Origin of the sequence: Halorussus gelatinilyticus (genome assembly GCF_023238445.1) — an archaeon.
Lineage (GTDB): Archaea > Halobacteriota > Halobacteria > Halobacteriales > Haladaptataceae > Halorussus > Halorussus gelatinilyticus.
The window spans coordinates 2,290,060-2,312,152 of the sequence record NZ_CP096658.1; the positions used below are offsets into that span (position 1 = coordinate 2,290,060).

Here is a 22,093-nt window from a genome sequence, read left to right on the forward strand (position 1 = left end):
TTCCGAGATGGTTCGGCAAAAATGATTGGAACACGAGTTTCCGGAACGGTCGGGTAGGGCGGGCGTTTTCTCGACACGTCCGACCGTCAAGTCGTGAGTCGCCCATCAGTCTCGATGTTCCACTCGCCGCCGAGTTCCCCCCGCGTGTACGTCTCGAACGTCCCCCGCTGGAAGACCGTCACGCGGCCGGTCTCCTCGCTCAGCGTCAGCGTCGAGACGACGTTCGGGCGCGCCGACGTGTCGAGCGCGCTCATGTGACGCGCCCCCATCCAGTCCTCGTAGTCGGCGATTTCCGCGGTTGACGGGCCGGAATCGTCGGGCTTCAGGTCCCGGAACCGAACCATCTGGCGCTGAAGCACGTCGTCGACGCTGACGACGACGGCTCCGTCCCGCGTCCGGGCGACGTCGCGTGCGGTTTCGTAGAAGCTGTCTAACCCGTCGCAGACCGTTCGACACCTGCTCACCGGCCAGTGGTTGTTCCCCATCGGGTCGGCGAACTCAGCCACGGTCGGCCCGGTCACGACAGCGACGTAGAGACCCGGACCTTTCACGTGTCGCGTGTCCCACTTCTCGAACTCCAGGCTGATACCTTCGAGCACGAAGGTGAGACAGTCGAGCAGTTCTCTGACGTTGGAGTGTGACTCGTAATCGATGTGAAGGTCGCCGTAGCCCATGCAGCGTCTATCGGACGAACACGCATAATCGGCGTGCCCGTCGAAACGCGTATCGCTCGCTCACTCCCCGTTGCTGTCGGAGTCGCTCACGCGCTGAATCCGCTCCAGTCCGCCGGTTTCCTCTACGACCTCGACCACTGCGTCCGGGACCAGCGACTCCCAGTCGTCGCCCGCTATCATCCGGTCGCGGACTTCGGTCCCCTCCAAGACGTGCCGGTCGTACATCGGCGACTGGCGCACCTCGACGCCCGCCTCCTCGAAGAGGCGGATGACGAGCGGATTGTTCGAATAAGCCACGTCGAAGTCCGGACTCATGCTCTGGACGTGGCTAACCCACACCGAGTTGCGGTCCAGGTCCTCGATGGGAACCGCGTAGGTCACGAGGTCCGAGTCCACCAGCGACTTGGTTATCATCATGATGCGCTCGCCCGCCGTGAACGGGTCGTGTTGGCTGTGGGAGTCGCCCGCACTCCCGATGCCGAGGACTAACTCGTCTACCTCCTCGGCGATGCTCTGGACCACGTTGTGGTGGCCGTTGTGGTAGGGTTGGAACCGACCGATGTAGAACCCGCGAGTCATACAATAGCGTTCCACGGTGAGGTTTTATAAGCGTGGCGAGTCGTCGCGTTCCGACGAAAGCCGGTTTTCAGCCCGTATCGCGGTGAGTTGGACGTAACCGCCTCGGGCGAATCGAGGGAGAAAGTATATCAATTCTCCAGCCCTGCATTCAGACACGTACAGGACAGTTCTATGAGCAAGGACACCGATAACGAGACTCCGCCGCAGGAGCAAGCGTCCGAGCAGGGGGGCTCGGCGTTCGAAGACCTCGGCAGCGATGTCGAACCCGACATCGCAGACGACGAAGCCGTCGAGGCCGACCTGCTGGGCGGGCTTGACATCGAGACCACCGAAGAGATAGAGATTCCCGACCGACTGGTGGATCAGGTCATCGGTCAGGACCACGCCCGTGACGTGGTTCAGAAGGCGGCGAAACAGCGCCGTCACGTGATGATGATCGGCACGCCCGGTACGGGCAAGTCGATGCTGGCGAAAGCGATGAGCGAACTCCTGCCGAAGGAGGACTTGCAGGACGTACTCGTCTATCACAACCCCGACGACGGCAACGAACCGAAGGTCCGGACCGTCCCGGCGGGGAAAGGCGAGCAGATTATCGAGGCCCACAAGGAAGAGGCCCGCAAGCGCAACCAGATGCGCTCGTTTTTGATGTGGGTCATCATCGCCATCGTGGTGGGCTACTCGCTTCTCATCGCTACCCGACCGCTGCTGGGCATCCTCGCGGCCGGCGTCATCTACCTCGCGTTCCGCTACGGCTCGCGGGGCAACGACGCGATGATTCCGAACCTGCTGGTCAACCACGCCGACCAGACCGCCGCGCCCTTCGAGGACGCGACCGGTGCCCACGCCGGCGCGCTGCTGGGCGACGTCCGCCACGACCCCTTCCAGTCCGGCGGGATGGAGACCCCGAGCCACGACCGCGTGGAGCCGGGAGCCATCCACAAGGCCAACAAGGGCGTGCTGTTCGTGGACGAGATAAACACCCTCGACATCCGCAGTCAGCAGAAGCTGATGACCGCGATTCAGGAGGGCGAGTTCTCCATCACGGGCCAGTCCGAGCGCTCCTCGGGCGCGATGGTCCAGACCGAACCCGTCCCCTGTGACTTCATCATGATCGCGGCGGGGAACATGGACGCGATGGAGAACATGCACCCCGCGCTCCGGAGCCGTATCAAGGGGTACGGCTACGAGGTGTACATGGACGACACCATCGACGACACCCCGGAGATGCGCCGGAAGTACACCCGGTTCATCGCTCAGGAGGTCGAGAAGGACGGCCGCCTGCCTCACTTCGACGAGCAGGCGGTCGAGGAGGTAATTCTCGAGGCCCAGCGTCGCTCGGGCCGCAAGGACCACCTCACGCTCAAACTCCGCGACCTCGGCGGTCTCGTTCGCGTGGCGGGCGACATCGCTCGCGCCGCGAACAAGGACCAGACCGAGCGCGAGGACGTGCTGCAGGCCAAGCGCCGCAGTCGCTCCATCGAGCAGCAGGTCGCCGACGACTACATCGAGCGCCGCAAGGACTACGAACTCACCGTCAATCAGGGCGAGGTCGTCGGCCGCGTCAACGGACTCGCGGTCATGGGCGAGGACTCCGGTATCGTCCTGCCCGTGATGGCCGAAGTGACGCCCTCGCAGGGTCCCGGTGAGGTCATCGCCACGGGGCAGCTCAAAGAGATGGCCATGGAGGCAGTCCAGAACGTCTCGGCCATCATCAAGAAGTTCAGCGACGAGGACATCACCGAGCGCGACGTTCACATCCAGTTCGTCCAGGCCGGTCAACAGGGCGTGGACGGCGACTCGGCCTCCATCACGGTCGCCACGGCCGTCATTAGCGCGCTGGAGGACATCCCGGTCGGGCAGGACCTCGCCATGACCGGGTCGCTGTCGGTTCGGGGCGACGTGCTCCCGGTCGGCGGCGTCACGCACAAGATCGAGGCCGCCGCGAAGGCGGGTCTCGACCGCGTCATCATCCCGGCGGCCAACGAGGACGACGTGATGATCGAAGAGGAGTACGAGGACCAGATCGAGATCATCCCCGTCTCCCACATCAGCGAAGTGCTGGAAGTCGCCCTCGCGGGCGAGGCCGAGAAGGACAGCCTCGTGGACCGCCTGAAGAACATCACCGGGTCGGCGCTCGAACGGCAGGTCGGCCGCTCGGGTACCGGCAGTCCCAGCCCGCAGTAACGTCTCCGACGCCGTTTTTCGTATTTTTCACCGAGCGCGAGAGCGGCGGCGTTCCTCGGCACGTCGGCCGCTCGGCCGTGCCAGCGGTCCCCACTCCTCGGGCGGATAGACATCTCTTTTACGCGACCAGTCGTAGCGTGATTCATGGGACTCACAAAGAGCCTCCTCCGCGGTATCGTCGCGTTCGTGGTCGCCGCCCTCGTCGCCCGCGCGTTCGGCGGGAACGGGACGAAGATCGGTCTGCTGACCGGCGGCTCCGTCGCAGTGACGACGTGGCTGTTCGGGCGGGACGACAGTACCGAAATCGAGTTCGAGGACGAAGTCGTCGCCGAGTAGCGGTAACTCCCGGCGCGGGCGACCGCGCGAGTTCGCAACTCGCAGTTTTCTTCGAGACGAGTCAGTCAGTAGCGTCGCGGCCGGGCGACGCCGCCGACCGAGGTCGTCGGTCCGGGTCTCGGTGAGAGAAGGCGACGAGCAACCGAGAAATACCGTCCGCGGTCGGTCAGATCTGCCACATCGGCGACCGGGTCGCACCGAACAGTTTGCGGTGGAGTTGCTGGACGAACCGATGGAGCACGTTGAACACGAGCATGATGGCGAGGACCCCGGCGGCGAAGTAGACGGTCCGGGCCGCGCCTTCGAGGCCGAGTTGCGAACTGCCCCAGAAGATTACGCCGCCGGTGGCGACGACCGTCGGGAGACAGACGGCCGCGCAGGCGACGGCGTAGATTGCTAACGCGGCGAACTCTCGGCCGTAGTGCACGGAGCGCTCTCGTAGGCGACGCGCGGCCGCCGTGGTCTTCTCGGCGAATGACATTCCGACGGTACTTCCGGGGCGACTGACATAATAGTTCGGGTCTCGTTAGCAGGGTGAGGGGTTCGGCACGTCGTCGGTCCGCCGACACCGACGCCGACCGAGGTGACCACCTGACACGTGGCCGAAAGCCACGAAAACGCGTTCGTAACATGACTATAGATTGCTAAAAGGAATCTACAGTGATGTCCATCCCCGAACCGACGCGACTTTTCGGACTCGCGCCCAACGCCCGAGCATGGACGCACTGGGCGACCTCGTGACCCGCGAGCGGCGGAGCGACGACAGCGCCCTCCTCGCGCCGCGCGAGAACCGGCGCTACGACTACCACCGGTTCTGCACGACCGCGTGGAAGACCGGCAACTTCTGGCGGCGGCGCGGCGTTCACGCCGACGCCGCCGTCGCGGTCGCTGACGACCCCGAACCGGAGGCCGTCTTCTCGTTTCTCGGCGCGGCCCTGCTCGGCGCGACGACGCGGTTCGGCCTGCCCGACGCCGCGGACGCCGCCGACCTCGACGCCCGCGTCGTCGTCGCTCGCTCAGACGAAATCGGCGACTACGAGGTCCCGCCGGGATGCCAGCGCGTCGGCTACGGCGGGCCGCCCGACGACCCCGCGATAGCGCACTTCGAGCGCGACGTGTGGAGCGAGAACCCCGCGTTCCCCGAGACGCCCGTCGAGAGCGAGGCGGTCGCGCTCGTCGCTCGCGACGAGCGCGATGAACGCGACGAGGCGAGGAACGCGGGGACCGACGCGGCCGACGGCCGCCGCGAGTTCTCGCACGCCGACCTCCTCGTGGCGGCGCGCGATATGGCCGACGACTGGAATCTCGCTACGGGCGACGCGGTGGCGGTCCGGGCACCGCTCGCTCGCCCCGGCACGGTCGTCGCGGGCGTGGTCGCGCCCCTGCTCGCGGGCGCGGCGGTGCTGTTCCCCGACGACGAGGCGACGGGCGACTTCGCGGTCGCCGAGGGCGACGCGCCCGAGGAGACGGTCGTCCGACCGGCCGACGTTCGGATAAACTAACTGTCCCGGCGCGAACCGGACCGTATGAGCGACGACCCGCTGGCAGTGACGCCGAGGCTCGGACTCGGGACGATGGGTATCGACGACGCCGACCGCATCGCGGCGGCGATAGAGACGGGGTATCGCCACCTCGACACCGCCCAGATATACGACAACGAGGCGGTCGTGGGCCGGGGCGTCGAGCGCGCGTCGGTCGAGCGGGCGGACCTCTCGCTGGCGACGAAGGTCTGGGCCGACAGCCTCGCGCCCGAGGACGTGGCGGCCAGCACGCGCGAGAGCCTCGACAGACTCGGCGTCGACTACGTCGATCTGCTCTACGTCCACCGGCCCATCGACACCTACGACCCCGAGGCGACCCTGCCGGCGTTCGACCGCCTGCGCGACGAGGGCCGGGTCCGCGCCGTGGGCGTGAGTAACTTCGACGCCGAGCAGGTGGCCGAAGCCCGCGATATTCTGGACGCGCCGCTCGCGGCGAATCAGGTCGAGATGCATCCCCTCTACCAGCAGGAGACCCTCCTCGCCGACGCCCGACGCAACGGCTACGCGCTCGTCGCGTATTCGCCGCTCGCGCAGGGCGAGGTGTTCGATCTCCCCGAACTGGAGTCGGTCGCCGAGAAGCACGACGCGACGCCAGCGCAGGTCAGTCTGGCGTGGCTCGCGGGCAAGGACCCCGTCGTCCCGATTCCGCGGTCGGCGAGCGACGACCACCTCCGGGAGAACCTCGCCGCGCTCGACCTCGAACTCGACGCCGACGACGTGGCCGCCATCGAGTCGATAGACCGCGAGAAGAAGCTGTTCGAGTGAGCTAACAGAAAACTTACTACTCCGGCCCCGCGACCGCTATCGGATGACCGACTCGACGTTCTGGAAGGGACTCGCGCTCTGGTTCGCCGGCTTCGGCCTCCTCGCGCTGTTCGGTGGCGCGGTCGTGGGCGTCGCGTTTCTCGGATTCGGACAGACTCCCGAAGCGACCGACGACCTGCGCGTCTCGAATGGTGACGATGAGCGCCACAGCGTCCGAATTAAGGCGATTCCTTCGAACGCGTCTACGCCCGGCGACTCGACGGACTCCGACGCGTTCGCCGAGGAAGTAGCGTCGCTCGGACCGAACGAGTCGGTCGCGTGGTCGAACGCGACCGCGGCGGGCGAGGAGTACCGACTCGTCGTGACCGTGGACGACCGCGAACCGAAATCGTTCGCGGTCACGGGACCGGACGACCTGTGTACGACCGGGGTGAGGGTCGAAGCGAACGCGACGGTCGAAGTCGTCGCGTCCTGCGCCTGAGTCGGAGAGAAAACGATTTTACCGCGGCCGGGTGTCTGTCGGATTATGCCCGGCGTAGCTTTCTGCCACGGTGAGCGCACCGCCCTCTACACCGTCGAGCGCGACGACGCGGCGTTCTACCAGCGCGGACGTAACCACCCCGCGGTCCGCGGTCCGCTCGGGTTGGCCGACCCGACGAACCTCGCGCAGGCCGAGGAGACCGTCGAGGACTGGGTGGAGCGCGACGACAGCGCCAATCTGCTCGTCTGTCTGCCTCCGGAGGAGACGGACGGCGAGACGCCGGAACTGACCGGCGACGGTGACGCGCCCCAGACGAGCGACGCCGAACCGACTCCCATCGGAACCGTGAACGCGTGGGAACTCGACCAACCCCGCGGACAGGTCTCCTACTGGCTCCTGCCGGCGTACCACGGCGAGGGGTACGCGACCGAGGCGATGACGCTGTTCCTCGACCACCTCTTCGACTCGCGGGCGGTCCGGGGCGTCGAGGCGCACGTGTTCGCTCACAACGACCCCTCCCAGACCCTGCTGGAGCGACTCGGATTCGCGCTCGAAGGGAAACTCCGGCAGAACAACTTCGTCGAAGGCGAGTACCGCGACGAGTACGTTTACGGGCTTTTGCGCGACGAGTGGGTCGAAGAGCGGTGAGTCGGCGCTACTTCGCGTCTTCCAGTTCGTCCAGCGCCTCGGGGTTCTCGATGGAGGACATGTCCCCGAGGTCCTCGCCGGTGTAGGTCGCCTCGATGGCCCGTCGGATGATTTTCCCGCTCTGGGTCTTCGGGAACTCGTCCACGAACAGCACCTCGCGGGGCTTGAACGGCTTGCCGAGTTCTTCGCCGACCTGCTCGCGCAGTTCCTCGCGGAGCGCGTCGCCCACCTCGAAGCCGTCTTCGAGGATGACGTAGGCGACCACGGCCTGCCCGGTGGTGTCGTCCGGAACTCCGACCGCGGCGGCCTGATTCACGGCGTCGTGGTCGAGGAGCGCGCCCTCGACTTCGGCCGGGCCGACCTTTCGGCCCGCCACGTTGATGGCGTCGTCGGCGCGACCGTGGAGGAACCAGAAGCCGTCCTCGTCCTTCTGGGCCCAGTCGCCGTGGTCCCACAGCGGCGGGTCCTCGAAGGTGGACCAGTACTCCTCCAGATAGCGCTCGTCGCCCGACCAGAGGCTCTTGGTCATCGAGGGACACGAGTCCCGAGCCACGAGGAACCCGCGCTCGTGGGTGTCGGCGATGGACTCGCCCTGCGAGTTCACGATGTCGATGTCCATGCCGAGTCCCGGCCCGCCGAGCGTACAGGGCTTGAGCGACTGGATGGGCATCGGCATCAGGAAACAGCCCATGATTTCGGTGCCGCCCGAGATGTTGATGATTGGGGCGCTGCTCCCGCCGACCTTCTCGTAGAACCACTGCCAGCTCTCGGGGTCCCACGGTTCGCCGGTCGAACCGAGCAGTCGAAGGCTGGAGAGGTCGTGTTTCTCGACGTACTCGTCGCCGTACTTCCGGAGCGCGCGAATCGCGGTCGGCGAGATGCCGAACGTCGAGATGCCGTGGCGGTCTATCATCTCCCAGAAGCGGTCGGGTTCGGGGTGGTCGGGCGCGCCCTCGTACATGAAGACGGTGCCGCCGAACGCGTGGTTGCCGATGAGCGTCCACGGTCCCATCATCCACCCGATGTCCGAGACCCAGAAGAAGCGGTCCTCGGGCTTGTGGTCGAAGCCGAAGTAGATCTCTTTCGCCGCCTGCATCAGCGCGCCGGCGTGGGTGTGGACGATGCCCTTCGGTTTCCCGGTCGTGCCCGACGAGTACAGCAGCATCGACTCGTCGTTCGAGTCCATCGACGCGGTGTCGTACTCGTCCGATTGGGTCTCGACGGCCTCGTCCCACCACTCGTCGCGGTCGTCGTGCCACGGGACGTCGGACTCCGTGCTACCGAACCGGTCGTAGACGATGGTGTGTTCGACGTGGCCGGCCTGCTCGATGGCCTCGTCGGCGGTGTCCTTGAGGAACACCTCGTCGCCCCGGCGGTAGAAGCCGTCGGCGGTGAACAGCACTTCGCACTCGGGGTCTTCGATGCGGGTCGCGGTAGCGTCCACGCCGAACCCGGAGAAGATGGGCACCGCGATGGCTCCGACCTTGAACGCGCCGTAGAGGATGGAGACGACTTCCGGGACCATCGGCATGTAGAGACCCACGGAGTCGCCCGCCTCGACGCCGCGCGCTTCGAGCGCGTTGGCGACCTTGTTCGACTGGCGGGCGAGTTCGTGGTAGGTAATCTCCCTGACCTCACCGTCCTCGCCCTCCCAGATGGTGGCGACCTTGTTGCGGGTCTCGCTGTCGGGGGACGCGTGGCGGTCCACGACGTTGTGCGCGACGTTCAACTCGCCCCCGTCGTACCACTTCGAGAACTGGGGGCCCTCGCTGTCGTCCCGAATCGCGTCGTAGTCCTCGTAGAAGTCGATGCCGAGGTACTCGACCAGTTCGTCCCAGAACCACTCGACGCCCGACTCCTCGACGCCCTCCACCTCCGAGGTCGTCCGTTCTATCAACTCGTCGTAGTCCTCGATGCCGTACTCCTGCATGAACTGGTAGACGTTGGTCGATTCCACGAACTCGTCGCGGGGTTCGTGGACGACCTCGTCCACGTCTTCGAGCGTATCCATCCTCGTAGTCCTCCGTACGGCAAATGTTGCGGGGACCTACCAAGTAAGTTGCTTACTCGCGGCAGCGCCGGCCAACCGCTCGCGCCGAGTCACCCGTACCGGGTCGCTCGCACCGGGTCACACCTGCCGGGTCGCTCGTGCCGGGGCAGAAACTCGCCGAGCGCGGACGCGACCGCCTCGGCGTCTTCGACCTCGGTGGCGTCCCGGCGAACGTCGCGCAGGCCCCACGCCGACCACCCCGCCCGCCGGACCACGATTGCTTCGTCGGTCACGTCGTAGCTCTCGAAGGTCTTCCACGGGACCAGTCGCTTGTGGACCGGACTCCCGGTGACGAGTCCCGCCGACGAGACGCGAAGTTCGCGCTCGTTCAGACTCCCGTAGAACCCCGCCGCTATCGGGAAGAGTATCTGGAACAGCGACTGGAGCAGGTCAGCGTGTAGCAGTATCCCCGCGACGAAGCCCGCGGCGCTGACCACGAGCATGCTTCCGGCGGCCCACTTCCCGAGCGTCCGGTCTCGCTCCGGAGCACGTGCGCTGAACGCCACAATCGGCGGGGAGTCCGCCAGCAGCGCCTTCGCGTGACGGTTGTGCGACGCCGTGACGAGACCGATGCCGGCGGCGAGTCCGGCCAGCGCGCCGACCAATGCGAGTCCCGCGACCGAACCGGGCGGAGACCCGCCGAGAAGCGCGTCCCACGCGAGCAGCGACGCGAGGTAGCCCAGCGGCGGGACCACCGCGGCCCAGACCCACCGCGTCGCGCCGAGTCGGACCGCCACGGTCTCGCGGCGACCGACACGTCCGACGACGCCCGCGACGAGCGTCAGGCTTCCGAGTAGCGCGACGAACAGCGCGCCGGGGTCGGTCGTCCACGCGAGCGCGACGCCGATTGCGACGGCCGGGGCCGCGACCGCGGCGGCGTAGAGACCGACGACGAGGCCGAAGAAGCCGTCCGTGTCGTCGGCCGACGCGGTGCCAGCGAGTTCCGTCATGGTTACTCGTCTGACCTGTTTTCCGTCTCGGAGCAAAAGCGTTCCCGTCAGGTCCACTCGATGTCCAGTCCCTCGTGGACGCCGAACTCGAGCGCGTTGACGAGGTAGTGAGCGACCACCACGACCAGCAGGCTCTCGGTCAGCACGAACGCGGCGGCCAGCGCGAACCCCAGCAGGCCCGTCACTGCGACGCCGCCGGGTCCCTGCGCGCCGTGGCCGATGGCGAACGCGACGGTCGAGAACACGGCTAAGAGCCACGGCGAGACGCCGAACCCGGCCGCGAACGCGCCGACGAGCGCCGCCCGGAAGAGCAACTCCTCGAACCCCGCGATGACGGGAAGGACGACCCCGAGCAGGACGACCCATCCGCGGAGCGTGTCGGGCGCGAGCGACTCGCGCAGGCCCTCGGAGTACTCGACGCCGGTGGCGTCGAGGACGACCGACGAGAGTTCGTTGGCGGCGTAGAGCGCCAGACCGAGGACGACGCCGACGCCGACCGCCGGCGCGCCGACGCTCCACGGGTCGCCCGACGCGACGCCGAGCGCGACCGGCGGCACGTCGGCCAACCACGCCGCGCCGACGATGGCCGCGCCGAACACGCCCTGACTCAGCGCGACGTTCACCAGCAGCGCGCCCGTCGAGAACTCGAGTTCCCCGTCCTCGTAGCGGTCGCGCGCTCGCCGGGCGTCGGTCTCCGCCTCGTTCTCGCCCCACGGCGAGTCGTCGTCGCTCGTCCCGTCGTTCCACGAGTCGTCGTCGCTCACCTCGCCGAGAACGTCGGCGGTGCGTCGCTCGGCCCGCGTCCGGCCGGTGTCGCGGTGTCGCTCGACGCGGGCCGCGCCGGTCGCGGGAACCCCTGACTGGGACTCGGGAGTCTCGCCGCGCGACTCCGCGTCGGCGCTCTCGCCGTCCTCCCCGGTCTCCTCCCCCTCGAACATCGCTTGGGAGGCCCGCGCGAGGACGATGAGCAGTCCGAGGACGAGCATCGTCACCGCGGCGAAAGACGGGTACTTCGGCGCTGGCGGCATCGCTATCGAGTAGGCACCCCGTCGTCAAAAACCTCGGCCCGCGAGCGCGACGGGAGTGCGCGGGTCGCCACGTCGGCCTGCGAGGGCGGCCGACGTTACTCGGACGCCGCCGCGAACGTCTCGACGAGTTCGTCCGTGAACGCCGCGAGGTCGTCGGGCTTGCGACTCGTCACGACTCGGTCGTCGGCGACGACCTCCTCGTCCACCCACTCGCCGCCCGCGTTCCGCACGTCGGTCCGAAGGCTCGGGTAGGAGGTCAGCGTCCGGCCTTCGACCGCCTCGGCTTCGACCAGCACCCACGGGCCGTGACAGATGCTGGCGACCGGTCCGTCGTCCGCGAGGTGGTCTCGGACCAACGCCACCGCCTCGTCGTCCGCGCGGAGGGTGTCCGCGCCAACGGTGCCGCCGGGGACGACGAGCGCGTCGTAGTCGTCGGCCGAGACGTCCGCGAACGTCGCGTCCACCTCGTGGGACTCGGACCATTCGAGGTCGTCGTCCACCGTCCTCGCCTCGCCGGAGTCGCTACTCAGGACTTCGACGTCGGCCCCCGCCTCGGCGAGGGCCCGGTTCGATTCGGAAAACTCGACTTCCTCCGTTCCTTCCTGAGCCACGAAGACGCCGACTGTCAGTCCGTCGAGCGGTCGCTGGTCGGTGTCGCTCATTCGAATCGAACTCGGGGACGGACGCGGAAAAGCCGACGGGCCGAGTCGTCGCCGGGCGAGGGGACGCCGGGATTCAGAAACTGTTCTTTATCTTCTCGAAGAAGCCCTCCTCGACGCTGACCTCCTCGCCGCCCGCCTCGGCGAACTGTTCGAGGGCCTCCTTCTGCTCGTCGTTCAGGCTCTCGGGCGTGACGACCTGCACCTGCACGTAGAGGTCACCCTGTCCGCGCCGCCGCAGGCGGGGCATCCCCTTGCCCTGCAAGCGGAACGTCTCGCCGCTCTGGGTGCCCGCGGGCACGTCCATCTCGACGCTGCCGTCGAGGGTCGGAATCTCGACGGTGTCGCCGAACGTCGCCTGCGGGAACGAGATGGGTTCCTGCCTGCGGAGGTCGTCGCCGTCGCGCTCGAAGTCGGGGTGGTCCTCGATTTCGACCTCGATGAGGAGGTCGCCGTTGGGACCGCCGTTCGGGCCGGGCGCGCCCTCGCCCTCCATCTGGAGGCTCTGGCCCGACTGGATGCCCGCCGGGACTTCCACGGAGAGGGTAGCCTCCTTGCGGACCGTGCCGTCGCCGCCGCAGGTCGAACACGTCTCGGCGTAGATTTCGCCCTCGCCGCCGCACTGCCGACAGGTCTGGGTCTGCTGGACCCGGCCGAGCGGCGTCTGCTGGACCTGCGTGACCTGCCCGCGGCCGTTGCACTCCTGACACGTGTGGGAGTCGGTTCCCGGCGGGTGCCCCTCGCCGTCGCAGTCCTCACAGCGCTCGGGCCGGCGGACGCTGACCTGCTTCTGGACGCCCTCGTAGGCGTCTTCGAGGTCGATGGTCAGTCGCGTCCGGAGGTCTTGGCCCTTCTGGGGCCGGTTGGACTGGCGGCCGCCCGACCCGCCGCCGAAGAACTGCTCGAAGATGTCGCCCATGCCCCCGCCCATTCCGCCTTGGCCGCCCATCCCGCCGCCGAAGGGACCGCCGCCCATGCCGCCGCGACCGCCGCCCGACCCGCCGTCGAAGCCGCCGCGCTTCTCGGCCTGCTCGAAGCGGTCGTGGCCCATCTGGTCGTACGCCTGGCGCTTCTCGTCGTCGGTTAGCACTTCCTTGGCCTTCTTTACCTTCTTGAACTTCTCCTCGGCGTTCGGGTCGTCGCTCACGTCGGGGTGATACTCCGTCGCCTTCTCGCGGTAAGCGTCCTTGATCTCGTCTTCGTCGGCGTCCCTGCTCACGCCGAGTACGTCGTAGAAGTCCTCGCTCATTCGTTATCCGCGTATAATCGACTGGGCTACTTGAAGGGAACGGGTTTCTACGAACTCACCGCGAAGCGACCAGTCGGCGAGCGTCGCGGTTCCACGTCGGACCTCGCATTCGTCTACTCGACCGAGGAACACCCAGAGATAGATAAAATTTGTCTTCCTTCAGATTGAAAGTATGCGTGGGTGATAGACAATTAATGTCAAACGACTCACCGTCACGCTCGTACTCGCACTGTGCCTCGTCACTGCTGGCAGTGGCGGCGTCTCCGCCGCTGACGCCGGTACTGACGACTGCATGCCCGCGCAGGGCACTTCGGTCACTACGCAGTCCGACGTGGGAACGCAAGGCTGTACTGCACCCATCTGCGGAAGTTGGTGTTACGACTCGGTCGCCACCGAACCGTAGTCGCGCGATACAGAACGCTTTTTCGTACGTCCGGTAGCGTCGTCCAGTCCCGCAGAATTGGCCCGAGTACAGCCGAAACCGACCCAATAGCGGAACGACCGTCCGGGTCGCCGAAATCCTCCCGGACGCTCTCGATACCACGAGCTATCTGGTTTTTACGGAACGCCGTCCATGCCGCCGTCGCCCGCTGGTCGGAAAAAAGTTCAATCCGAAAACGATTCCAGAAGAGCAGACGACTCTCGTCGCTACTCCTCGTCGTCTACGTCCTCGAAGTCGGCGTCCACGTACTCGTCGTCTTCGCCGCCTGCACCGCCAGGTCCGGCCTGCCCGCCCATGCCGCCGGGTCCGGCACCTGCCGCACCGCCGGGGCCTGCGCCGCCCGGTCCCGCACCGGCACCTGCACCGCCTGCACCGGCTTGGGCCTGCTGCTGGTACATTTGCTTGCCGATCTCCTGTAGCGCGTCGCTCAGGCTCTCGGTCGCGTCTTCGAGGTCCTCCTTCGTGGCGTCCTCGTCGCCGAGGACGTCGCGGACGTTCTCGATTTCGGCTTCGATGTCGGCTTCGAGGTCGTCGTCCACGTTCTCCTCGTTCTCTTCGAGGAGGGTCTCGGCGCGTTGGATGGCGCTCTCGGCCTCGTTGCGGGCCTCGATGCGCTCGCGGCGCTGCTGGTCTTCCTCTTGGTGCTTCTCGGCTTCCTCCTGCATCTCCTCGATCTGCTCGTCGGAGAGGCCAGCACCGCCCTCGATGGTGATCTCCTCGGAGTTACCCGAGCCTTGGTCCTCGGCCGTGACGTTGACGATACCGTTCTCGTCGATGTTGAACCCGACCTCGATTTGGGGCGTTCCGGCCGGCGCGGGCGGGATGCCCGTCAGCTGGAACTCGCCGAGCAGTTCGTTCTCTTCGGCGATTTCGCGCTCGCCCTGGAAGACGCGGACCTGCACGGAGGTCTGGTTGTCCGCGGCCGTGGTGAACACCTTCGACTCCTCGGTCGGGATGGTGGTGTTCTTGTCGATGAGTCGCTCGAAGAGACCGCCCTTGACTTCGATACCGAGCGAGAGCGGCGTCACGTCGAGCAGAACGATGTCGTCCACGTCGCCCGACAGAACGCCGCCCTGAATCGCCGCGCCCAGCGAGACGGCCTCGTCGGGGTTGACGTTCTTCTTCGGCTCTTGGCCGGTCATCTCCTCGACCTTCTCCTGGACTTGGGGCATCCGGGTCGAACCGCCGACCAGAATCACTTCGTCGATGTCGGACTTGGAGTAGTCCGCGTCTTCGAGCGCCTGCTCGGTCGGGCCGACGGTGCGCTCGATGAGGTCGGAGGTGAGGCTCTCGAACTTCGCGCGGGTGATGCTCTGTTCGAGGTGGACCGGTCCCTCGTCGGTCGCGGTGATGAACGGGAGGTTGACGTCGGTCTCCTTCCGCGAGGAGAGTTCGATCTTGGCCTCTTCGGCCGCGTCCTTCAGGCGCTGGAGGGCCTGTCGGTCCTCGCGGAGGTCGATGTTGTGGTCGTTCTCGAACTCGTCGGCGAGGTAGTCGATGATTGCTTCGTCCCAGTCGTCACCGCCGAGGTCGTTGTCGCCGTTCGTGGCGACGACCTCGTAGACGCCCCCGCCCAGGTCGAGGATGGAGACGTCGAAGGTGCCACCGCCGAGGTCGTAGACGAGGACGGTCTGGTCGGACTCGTCGTCCAGTCCGTACGCCATCGACGCGGCAGTCGGCTCGTTGACGATGCGCTCGACCTCGAAGCCGGCGATTTCGCCGGCGTCCTTGGTCGCCTGGCGCTGCTTGTCGTTGAAGTAGGCGGGGACCGTGATGACCGCCTTCTCCACGTCGTCGCCGAGGTACTCCTCGGCGTCGCGCTTGATTTTCTGAAGAATCATCGCCGAAATCTGCTCGGGCGTGTACTCCTCGCCGTCGATTTCGACGGTGTAGTCCTCCTCGCCCATGTGGCGCTTGATGGACTGAATCGTGCGCTCGGGGTTCTGGACCGCCTGGTTCTTGGCGGGTTTCCCGACGAGACGCTCGCCGTCGTCGAAGGCGACGACCGAGGGCGTGGTTCGCTCGCCCTCGCTGTTGACGATAATCTCCGGGTCGCCGCCCTCCATGACCGCGAACGCGCTGTTCGTGGTACCGAGGTCGATGCCCAGAATCTTGTTGCTCGCCATCTTGTTCGATACGTTGCGGGTTCTTCCGTTTAAGCCTTGCTAGTCTCGGCGTACGGCTTCACAGCCGCAACTCGCCGCCCTCTCGCGGTTTCGAATCTTCCCTGTGCCCGTGAATGACATACTTATATATCGGACCGCAATTCTACTCGTCGGCGAGAACGGTGATTCGAAGGCCGGTGGCTCGCGGGTCGGTCACTCCCCGTTACCGCCGTCGCTGACCGTCACCTGCGCGGCCCGGAGGACCTTCTCGCCCATCTCGTAGCCGGGTTGGTAGACGTCGGCGACGGTGCCCTCCGGCTGGTCGCTCTCGACCTGCATCATCACCTCGTGGCGCTGGGGGTCGGTCTCGGTGCCGGGTTCGGGCGCTATCTCTTCGACGTTCTCGTCGTCGAACACGCGGTCGAGTTCCTTCAGCGTCATCTCGACCCCCTCCTTCAGGCTCTCGACGTTCTCGTGGTCGTCCTCGACGGCGCGTTTGAGATTGTCGCGCACGTCCAGCAGGTTCTCCACGAGGTCCTCGGTCGCGCGGTCTTTCATCTGCTCTTGGCGCTTCTTCGCTCGCTTCTTGTAGTTCTGGAAGTCCGCGCGGTTGCGCTTGAGTTTGGATTCGAGGTCGTCGGCGCGCTCCTCGGCCCCCCGCTTGTCGGCTTCGAGTTGGGCGAGGTGGCCTTCGAGGTCGGTGGCGAGTTCGGCGTCCTGCGCGGCGACCTCTGCGACGAGTTGCGTGCTGTCCGGGCCGAGGTGGTCGGTCTCGGCCCGTTCGTCGCCTTCCTCGGCGTCCGCGTCCTGAGTAGCCTCGGTCTCCTCGGCGTCCTCTCGCACCTGCTCGGTGGCTTCCTCGTCGGTCATACGAGACACAAACGGTTGGGCGCGTTTAAGGATTCAGAAACCGGACCGGGGACGGAGTTCGTCGGTCGAACTGCGGGTCAGGACTCCATCACGCCCCGCCGCTCGAACGCCGCCCGAATCTCCTCGCTCACGCCCAACTCCGCCAACTCGTCGGCGACGTCTATCTCCGCGAACATCTCCCCGCCTTTCGGCGTCTTCTTCAGGTTGTTCACGTGGTAGAGGTACGACAGGCGGAGCAACCAGATTGCCTGCTCCACGCCGTCGTCGTCCTTCACGTAACGCGTCGTCCACCCCGACTCCGGGACGACGTGATGTTCCTCGGTCTTGCCCTCCTCGACGAGGGCGTCGCGCAGGCGCTTGGTGAACGGCACGTCCACGATACCCCAGCGGTGGACGTGCCCCACCTCGCGCGGCCCGAGCGTGAACTCCCGACCCTCGAACCGGTGTTCGTTGGTGTTGACGTGGGGCCACGCGGCGACTTCCTCGATGATTCGGTCCACGAGTCGCGCCGCCCGACGCTTGTCTTGGTCCCCCATAGTCCTATCAGAGCAACGCCGTCTGGAAACTTAATCTACCTGCCCGACTCTCGTGGAACGTAGGCGTGGCGTATCTTCTCCGCGAGACGTCGAACCGACCGCCGACCGACGGCAAGCCGTTTATGTCCCGCCGGCACCGAGAGGCGACCAACGTGGCCGACGCGACGCTGACCTTCGAGGAAGGGACCGTCCGCGTAGAGAGCGACGCCGACCTCCCGCACGCCGAGACCGACGCGCGCTCGAAGACCCAGCGAGCGCCCGGTTTCCGGTACGCCGCGCTCCGCGAGGCGCTGGACCGGCGGGGAATCGACTACGAGGATTCGGTCCTCGACGCGCCCGACCTGCCCGACGTGGTCTCGACCTACGAACTCCGCGAGTACCAGCGCGACGCGCTCGCGGCGTGGGACGACGCGGGGCGGCGGGGCGTCCTCGAACTCCCGACCGGGAGCGGGAAGACCGTCATCGGGCTGAAAGCCATCGAGGAGTTGCAGACCGCGACGCTCGTCGTCGTGCCGACAATCGACCTGCTGGAGCAGTGGCGCGGCGAGTTGGAGTCGGAGTTCGGCGTCCCCGTCGGGCAGTTGGGCGGCGGCGAGCAGACCGTCGAGGCCATCACCGTCTCGACCTACGACTCGGCGTACCTCCGGGCCGACGAGTTGGGCGACCGGTTCGGACTCGCCGTCTTCGACGAGGTCCACCACCTCGGCGGCGAGGGCTACCGCGACATCGCGCGACTGCTCGCCGCGCCCGCTCGGATGGGCCTGACCGCGACGTTCGAGCGCCCGGACGGCGCACACGAGGTCGTCGCCCAACTCGTCGGCGAACGCGTCTACGCCATCGACCCCGACGAACTCGCGGGCGACCACCTCGCGCCCTACGACATCAAGCGCCTCGAAGTCGAGTTGACGCCCGCGGAGCGCGAGCGCTACGAGGAAGCCAACGAGGTGTTCACCGACTACCTCGCGACCTCGAACATCCGGATGCAGAGCGGGAGCGACTACCGGGAACTCGTCAAGCGCTCCGGGTCGGACCCCCGAGCGCGCGAGGCCCTGCTCGCCAAACAGCGCGCCCGCGAGGTGATGATGAACAGCGAAGGGAAGGTCGAGGCGCTCGAATCCGTCCTCGCGGACCACCGCGACGACCGGGTCATCGTCTTCACCGCGCACAACGACCTCGTGTATCGCCTCTCGGAGCGATTTCTCCTCCCGGCCATCACCCACCAGACCGGCGCGGCCGAGCGGCGCGAAATTCTGGGCAGGTTCCGCGACGGCGACTACTCGCGCATCGTCACCTCGAACGTGCTGGACGAGGGCGTGGACGTCCCCGACGCGAACGTCGCGGTCGTCCTCTCGGGGAGCGGGAGCGAGCGCGAGTTCACCCAGCGCCTCGGTCGCATCCTCCGACCGACCGAGGACGACCGGCCGGCCCTCCTGTACGAGGTCGTCAGCGCCGAGACCGCAGAAGAGCGCGTGGCGGAGCGACGGCGGTAAGCGCTACTCGTCCAAGTCCCGAATGTCCGAGTTGATGGAGCCTTTGCGCACGAACTGGTCGTAGGTGAACTCGAACTCGACGGTGACGGTCTCCGTCTCGCCAGCGGCGACCGTCACCGGGACCTTCTCGCGGGTCGCGTCGGTGGCGGCGGTCCCGTCGTCGGCGGTCTCGTTGCCCGAGGCGGACTCGGCCGCGGTGACGGTCAGGTAGAGGGTGCCCGACCCCTTCGCGTCGCCCGAATTCTCGACCGTGGCCTCCACGACCAGCGCGCCGGACTCGCCCTCGCGGATGTTGGTCTTCACTACCTTCAGCGCGGGTCGGGGTTCGTCGCCGCCGCCCGCGCATCCGGCGAGGAGGGAGAGACCGCCGGTCGCGCCGACGAGCGCACCGTTTCGTACCATCTCGCGCCTTCGCATACGCGGGAGTCCGAGGCCACCGGAATGAGTCTTCTGTTGTCCGACCGTTTTTGTACGCCCCGGCCCTCTCTCCCGGTATGCTCACCAAGGACCTGCTTCGCGTCTCCAGAGCCGGCGGGGGCTACGCGCCCCGGTTCGCCGGGCGGGAACACCGGCCGCTGGCCGCGCGGGTCCTCGGCACGTTTCAGGGCCACGTCGGCGAACCCAGAAGCGACCTCGATTCGGCGCTCGCGGACCTCGAAGGCGAGGCCGACCACTTCAAGCTGGTCCGTGGGTTCGCCAAACTCCTCGACCGCGAGGCGGTCTTCGAGACCCGCGCTCCGGTCCCGCCCGAGCGCGCCCGCCGGACCGCTTTCGAGGCCGCCGAGCAGGTCGGCGTCGTCTCCGAAGCCGAACGCGACGAGGCACTCGGGCGCGCCGGCGACCGCCTCGCCGCCGACCCCGACGACGTCGCCGGCTCGCTGTACGCCGACTTGGACGAGCGACAGGTCCTCGCGGCGTTCGAGGCGCGCTGGGACCCCGACCAACTGCTCGCGCAGTACAACCTGTCGCTGGCCCAGACCGCGCTGTTCGACGCGACCGAACTCCGGGTCCGCACCTCCGACCCGAAGGCGCTCGTCTCGGCGGTCAAGCGCCTGCGCCTGATGTACGAGATTCGGAAGGAAGGCGACGGAGACGGGAACGGCGGACGCGAAACGGCCCTCTCCGAGCGCGAGGTCGTCGTCACGGGTCCCGACGCGCTCTTCCGCTCGACGCGGCGCTACGGCACCCGGTTCGCGCGCTTGCTCCGGACCGTCGCCAAGGCCGACTCGTGGACGCTCTCGGCGACCATCGACGACCACGGCACCGAACGCACGCTCTCGCTGTCGGACGCCGACCCGGTTCGCGTGCCGGGCGTCGAACCGGTCGCGGACGTGACCTTCGACAGCGGCGTCGAGGCCGACTTCGCCGCCAGATTCGAGTCGCTGGACTCCGACTGGGAGCTGACGCGCGAACCCGAACCGCTCGAAACCGGCGCGCGGGTGATGATTCCGGACTTCGCGTTCGACTACCGCCACGCCGACTTCCGGGTCTTCTTCGAGGTCATGGGGTTCTGGACGCCCGAGTACGTCGAGAAGAAGCTCTCGCAGCTCGAAACCGTCGAGGACGTGGAGATGGTGGTCGCGGTGGACGAGAGCCTCGGCGTCGGCGAGGAGATCGCCGCCCGCGACCACCGCGCGATTCCGTACTCCGGGACGATTCGGCTCAAGGACGTGCGCGACGCACTCCGGCGTTACGAGGACGAGTTGGTCGCCGAGAACGCCGCGGACCTGCCCGACGAACTCGCCCCGGCGGCCGACGCGATTTCGCTCGCCGCGCTCGCCGACGAGCGCGGCGTCAGCGAGGACGCCATCGAGGAGAAATCGTTCCCGGACCACGAACTCGTCGGGCGGACGCTCGTCCGGCCCGCCGTCTTGGACGCGCTCCGCGAGGAAATCGAGGCCGGGATGACGTTCTCGGCGGCCGAGGACGCGCTGGCGAGTCGCGGCATCGAGGACGCGAGCGCGGTCCTCTCGGAACTGGGGTTCGCCGTCGAGTGGGAGGGGCTGAGCGGCGGCACCGTGCGGGAGAAAGAGAGCGCGTAGTGCGAATCGAGCGACGGGGAAACCGGCTCAGAGGTCGCGCTGGCGACCCTTCGGCACCGGACTCTTGAGTTCGCCGTGGACGAACAGACCCACGCCGAGCGGTTCGAGTTCGCCGGCGAGTTCGTGGGCGGCGACCAGATACCCCCAGTCGCCGTCCCAGTCGAGTTCCTGGTCCTCGCCGCTGACGAACCGCCGGGCCTGCTCGCGGGTGAGTTCCACGACGTTCTCGCTCGCCTCGCGGCCGAACCGCTGGACCGCGTTCGTCGTCGGCTTCCAGTGTTCTTGGCGCGTCCGGAGGAACTTCATCCCGAGGGCTTCGATGCGGATGGGCGAGGCGACGTCGCCGCGGAGAATCCAGATTTTGCCCTTGCCCTTCTCCCAGAAGGTGTACTCCTCGAAGCTCTCGGGCGGAATTGCGAATCGCTGGTCCCACCAGTCCAGCACCTCCTCGCGGGTTGCGCGCCCCTCGACCTCCCGGTCGTCGGCCGTCGCCGGCAGGCGGTCGAACCGCTGGCCGTCGTTGGTCGGGGAGTCTCCCGTCCGTCCGTCGTCGCTCATCCCGTCACCTCCAGTTTCGCGCAGAAGAACCCGCCGGTGTCGTTGTGGTGGGGGTAGAACCGCTTCGCCTTCCGGACGCTCTCGTCGTAAGCCTCGCCCTCGAACTCGGTGACGCCGGGCCGCGAGTCGAGCGGGAAGTCGAACTCCACGAGTCGGCAGTCTTCGACGTCGAGCGCGTGGTCGAGGACCGCCTCGTTCTCCTCGGGCGCGAACGTGCAGGTCGAGTAGACCACGGTGCCGCCCTCCTTCGTCGCCTGAATCGCGCGCCGGAGGATGCCCTTCTGGACCCCGGCGACGCTCCGGACGTGGTCCATCGTCCAGTCGTCCAGCGCGGTCGGGTTCTTCCGGATGGTCCCCTCGCACGAGCAGGGAACGTCCACCAGCGCCTTGTCGAACGAATCGAAGTCGAAGGGCTTGAGCGAGAAGTTCCGCGAGTCGGTGTTCGTGACCGCGGCGTTGGTCACGCCCAGTCGCTCGGTGTTGAACCGCAACGCGGAGAGTCGCCCGAGGTTGTTGTCGTTGGCGACGACCAGCCCCGAATCGTCCATCAGCGCGGCGAGTTGGGTCGTCTTGCTCCCCGGCGCGGCGCAGGCGTCCCAGACGCGCTCGCCGGGTTCGGGCGCGAGGACTTCGGCGGGAATCGCCGAGACCTCTTCCTGCCCGTGAATCCAGCCGTGGTAGGACGCCCACGTACTGCCGGGGCTGTCCGTGTCCAACTCCAGCACGGTGTCGGACCACTCGCGGCCGGTCCAGTCGACGCCCTCCTCGTCCAGCGCCGCCGTCGCTCGCTCCGGGGTCGCCTTGATGGTGTTGACCCTGACGACCGACGGGAGCGGGCGCTGGCACGCGTCGAGGAAGGCGTCGAAGTCCTCGACCAGCGGTTCGTAGCGCTCCAGTTTCTCCATT

General features: G+C 67.2%; 22 protein-coding genes. 8 read left to right on the forward strand and 14 right to left on the reverse strand.

Annotated features, from left to right (window positions below):
• Positions 1-86: 86 nt before the first annotated feature.
• Together M0R88_RS11740 and M0R88_RS11745 are read right to left on the reverse strand one after the other, a co-directional pair.
• Entirely contained in the window at positions 87-674 is a 588-nt protein-coding gene (locus M0R88_RS11740) for a diadenylate cyclase (protein WP_248653695.1), read from the reverse strand.
• A gap of 60 nt (positions 675-734) precedes the next feature.
• Positions 735-1,253: a nicotinamide-nucleotide adenylyltransferase gene (locus M0R88_RS11745; RefSeq protein WP_248653696.1), complete on the reverse strand. Its 519-nt coding sequence runs from the start codon at positions 1,251-1,253 to the stop codon at positions 735-737.
• 171 nt (positions 1,254-1,424) lie between these two features.
• On the opposite strand from M0R88_RS11745, the gene lonB reads away from it, so the two are divergent.
• Together lonB and M0R88_RS11755 are read left to right on the forward strand one after the other, a co-directional pair.
• Complete coding sequence (gene lonB / locus M0R88_RS11750) at positions 1,425-3,437, forward strand: ATP-dependent protease LonB (protein WP_248653697.1); 2,013 nt, start codon at positions 1,425-1,427, stop codon at positions 3,435-3,437.
• 144 nt (positions 3,438-3,581) lie between these two features.
• On the forward strand, positions 3,582-3,773 hold the full coding sequence (locus tag M0R88_RS11755; RefSeq protein ID WP_248653698.1) for a hypothetical protein: 192 nt from the start codon (positions 3,582-3,584) through the stop codon (positions 3,771-3,773).
• A gap of 166 nt (positions 3,774-3,939) precedes the next feature.
• Here M0R88_RS11755 and M0R88_RS11760 read toward each other — a convergent pair whose 3' ends face one another.
• On the reverse strand, positions 3,940-4,254 hold the full coding sequence (locus tag M0R88_RS11760; RefSeq protein WP_248653699.1) for a hypothetical protein: 315 nt from the start codon (positions 4,252-4,254) through the stop codon (positions 3,940-3,942).
• A 235-nt stretch (positions 4,255-4,489) separates the two neighbouring features.
• On the opposite strand from M0R88_RS11760, the gene M0R88_RS11765 reads away from it, so the two are divergent.
• Genes M0R88_RS11765 through M0R88_RS11780 form a run of 4 tightly spaced genes read left to right on the forward strand, consistent with a single transcriptional unit; the run spans position 4,490 to position 7,208 of the window.
• Complete coding sequence (locus M0R88_RS11765; protein WP_248653700.1) at positions 4,490-5,275, forward strand: hypothetical protein; 786 nt, start codon at positions 4,490-4,492, stop codon at positions 5,273-5,275.
• A gap of 24 nt (positions 5,276-5,299) precedes the next feature.
• Positions 5,300-6,079, forward strand: a complete 780-nt coding sequence (locus M0R88_RS11770) for an aldo/keto reductase (RefSeq protein WP_248653701.1) — start codon at positions 5,300-5,302, stop codon at positions 6,077-6,079.
• A 43-nt stretch (positions 6,080-6,122) separates the two neighbouring features.
• Positions 6,123-6,560: an Ig-like domain-containing protein gene (locus M0R88_RS11775; RefSeq protein WP_248653702.1), complete on the forward strand. Its 438-nt coding sequence runs from the start codon at positions 6,123-6,125 to the stop codon at positions 6,558-6,560.
• 45 nt (positions 6,561-6,605) lie between these two features.
• Entirely contained in the window at positions 6,606-7,208 is a 603-nt protein-coding gene (locus M0R88_RS11780; RefSeq protein ID WP_248653703.1) for a GNAT family N-acetyltransferase, read from the forward strand.
• A 7-nt stretch (positions 7,209-7,215) separates the two neighbouring features.
• On the opposite strand, the gene M0R88_RS11785 is transcribed toward M0R88_RS11780, so the two are convergent.
• The 8 genes from M0R88_RS11785 to M0R88_RS11820 all read right to left on the reverse strand — a co-directional run bounded on the left by M0R88_RS11785 (position 7,216) and on the right by M0R88_RS11820 (position 17,097).
• Positions 7,216-9,219 (reverse strand): AMP-binding protein, encoded by a 2,004-nt coding sequence (locus M0R88_RS11785; protein WP_248653704.1) that lies wholly within the window; start codon positions 9,217-9,219, stop codon positions 7,216-7,218.
• An 89-nt stretch (positions 9,220-9,308) separates the two neighbouring features.
• Complete coding sequence (locus M0R88_RS11790; RefSeq protein WP_248653705.1) at positions 9,309-10,208, reverse strand: hypothetical protein; 900 nt, start codon at positions 10,206-10,208, stop codon at positions 9,309-9,311.
• A 47-nt stretch (positions 10,209-10,255) separates the two neighbouring features.
• Positions 10,256-11,236 carry a CPBP family intramembrane glutamic endopeptidase gene (locus tag M0R88_RS11795; RefSeq protein WP_248653706.1) on the reverse strand — a complete coding sequence of 327 codons (981 nt, stop codon included), beginning with the start codon at positions 11,234-11,236 and terminating at the stop codon, positions 10,256-10,258.
• 95 nt (positions 11,237-11,331) lie between these two features.
• A complete protein-coding gene (locus M0R88_RS11800; protein ID WP_248653707.1) occupies positions 11,332-11,898 on the reverse strand; it encodes a type 1 glutamine amidotransferase domain-containing protein in 567 nt (188 codons plus the stop codon).
• Between the two features lie 73 nt (positions 11,899-11,971).
• On the reverse strand, positions 11,972-13,144 hold the full coding sequence (gene dnaJ, locus M0R88_RS11805) for a molecular chaperone DnaJ (protein WP_248653708.1): 1,173 nt from the start codon (positions 13,142-13,144) through the stop codon (positions 11,972-11,974).
• A 648-nt stretch (positions 13,145-13,792) separates the two neighbouring features.
• On the reverse strand, positions 13,793-15,712 hold the full coding sequence (gene dnaK / locus M0R88_RS11810; protein WP_248653709.1) for a molecular chaperone DnaK: 1,920 nt from the start codon (positions 15,710-15,712) through the stop codon (positions 13,793-13,795).
• 192 nt (positions 15,713-15,904) lie between these two features.
• On the reverse strand, positions 15,905-16,561 hold the full coding sequence (locus M0R88_RS11815) for a nucleotide exchange factor GrpE (RefSeq protein WP_248653710.1): 657 nt from the start codon (positions 16,559-16,561) through the stop codon (positions 15,905-15,907).
• Between the two features lie 77 nt (positions 16,562-16,638).
• The gene (locus M0R88_RS11820) at positions 16,639-17,097 is read right to left on the reverse strand and encodes a luciferase domain-containing protein (RefSeq protein ID WP_248653711.1); all 459 of its coding nucleotides are present in this window, start codon (positions 17,095-17,097) and stop codon (positions 16,639-16,641) included.
• 122 nt (positions 17,098-17,219) lie between these two features.
• Between M0R88_RS11820 and M0R88_RS11825 the strand changes: the two genes are divergently transcribed.
• A complete protein-coding gene (locus tag M0R88_RS11825) occupies positions 17,220-18,587 on the forward strand; it encodes a DEAD/DEAH box helicase (RefSeq protein WP_248653712.1) in 1,368 nt (455 codons plus the stop codon).
• Positions 18,588-18,590: 3 nt separating this feature from the next.
• On the opposite strand, the gene M0R88_RS11830 is transcribed toward M0R88_RS11825, so the two are convergent.
• A complete protein-coding gene (locus M0R88_RS11830) occupies positions 18,591-18,989 on the reverse strand; it encodes a hypothetical protein (RefSeq protein WP_248653713.1) in 399 nt (132 codons plus the stop codon).
• 92 nt (positions 18,990-19,081) lie between these two features.
• Here M0R88_RS11830 and M0R88_RS11835 point away from each other — a divergent pair, with 92 nt between their 5' ends.
• Positions 19,082-20,629, forward strand: a complete 1,548-nt coding sequence (locus M0R88_RS11835; RefSeq protein WP_248653714.1) for a DUF790 family protein — start codon at positions 19,082-19,084, stop codon at positions 20,627-20,629.
• A 27-nt stretch (positions 20,630-20,656) separates the two neighbouring features.
• On the opposite strand, the gene M0R88_RS11840 is transcribed toward M0R88_RS11835, so the two are convergent.
• Together M0R88_RS11840 and M0R88_RS11845 are read right to left on the reverse strand one after the other, a co-directional pair.
• Positions 20,657-21,187, reverse strand: a complete 531-nt coding sequence (locus M0R88_RS11840) for a DUF7122 family protein (RefSeq protein ID WP_248653715.1) — start codon at positions 21,185-21,187, stop codon at positions 20,657-20,659.
• Positions 21,184-22,092: an RsmB/NOP family class I SAM-dependent RNA methyltransferase gene (locus tag M0R88_RS11845; protein WP_248653716.1), complete on the reverse strand. Its 909-nt coding sequence runs from the start codon at positions 22,090-22,092 to the stop codon at positions 21,184-21,186. Before M0R88_RS11845 ends, M0R88_RS11840 begins: the two co-directional genes overlap by 4 nt.
• Between the last annotated feature and the right edge of the window lies 1 nt (position 22,093).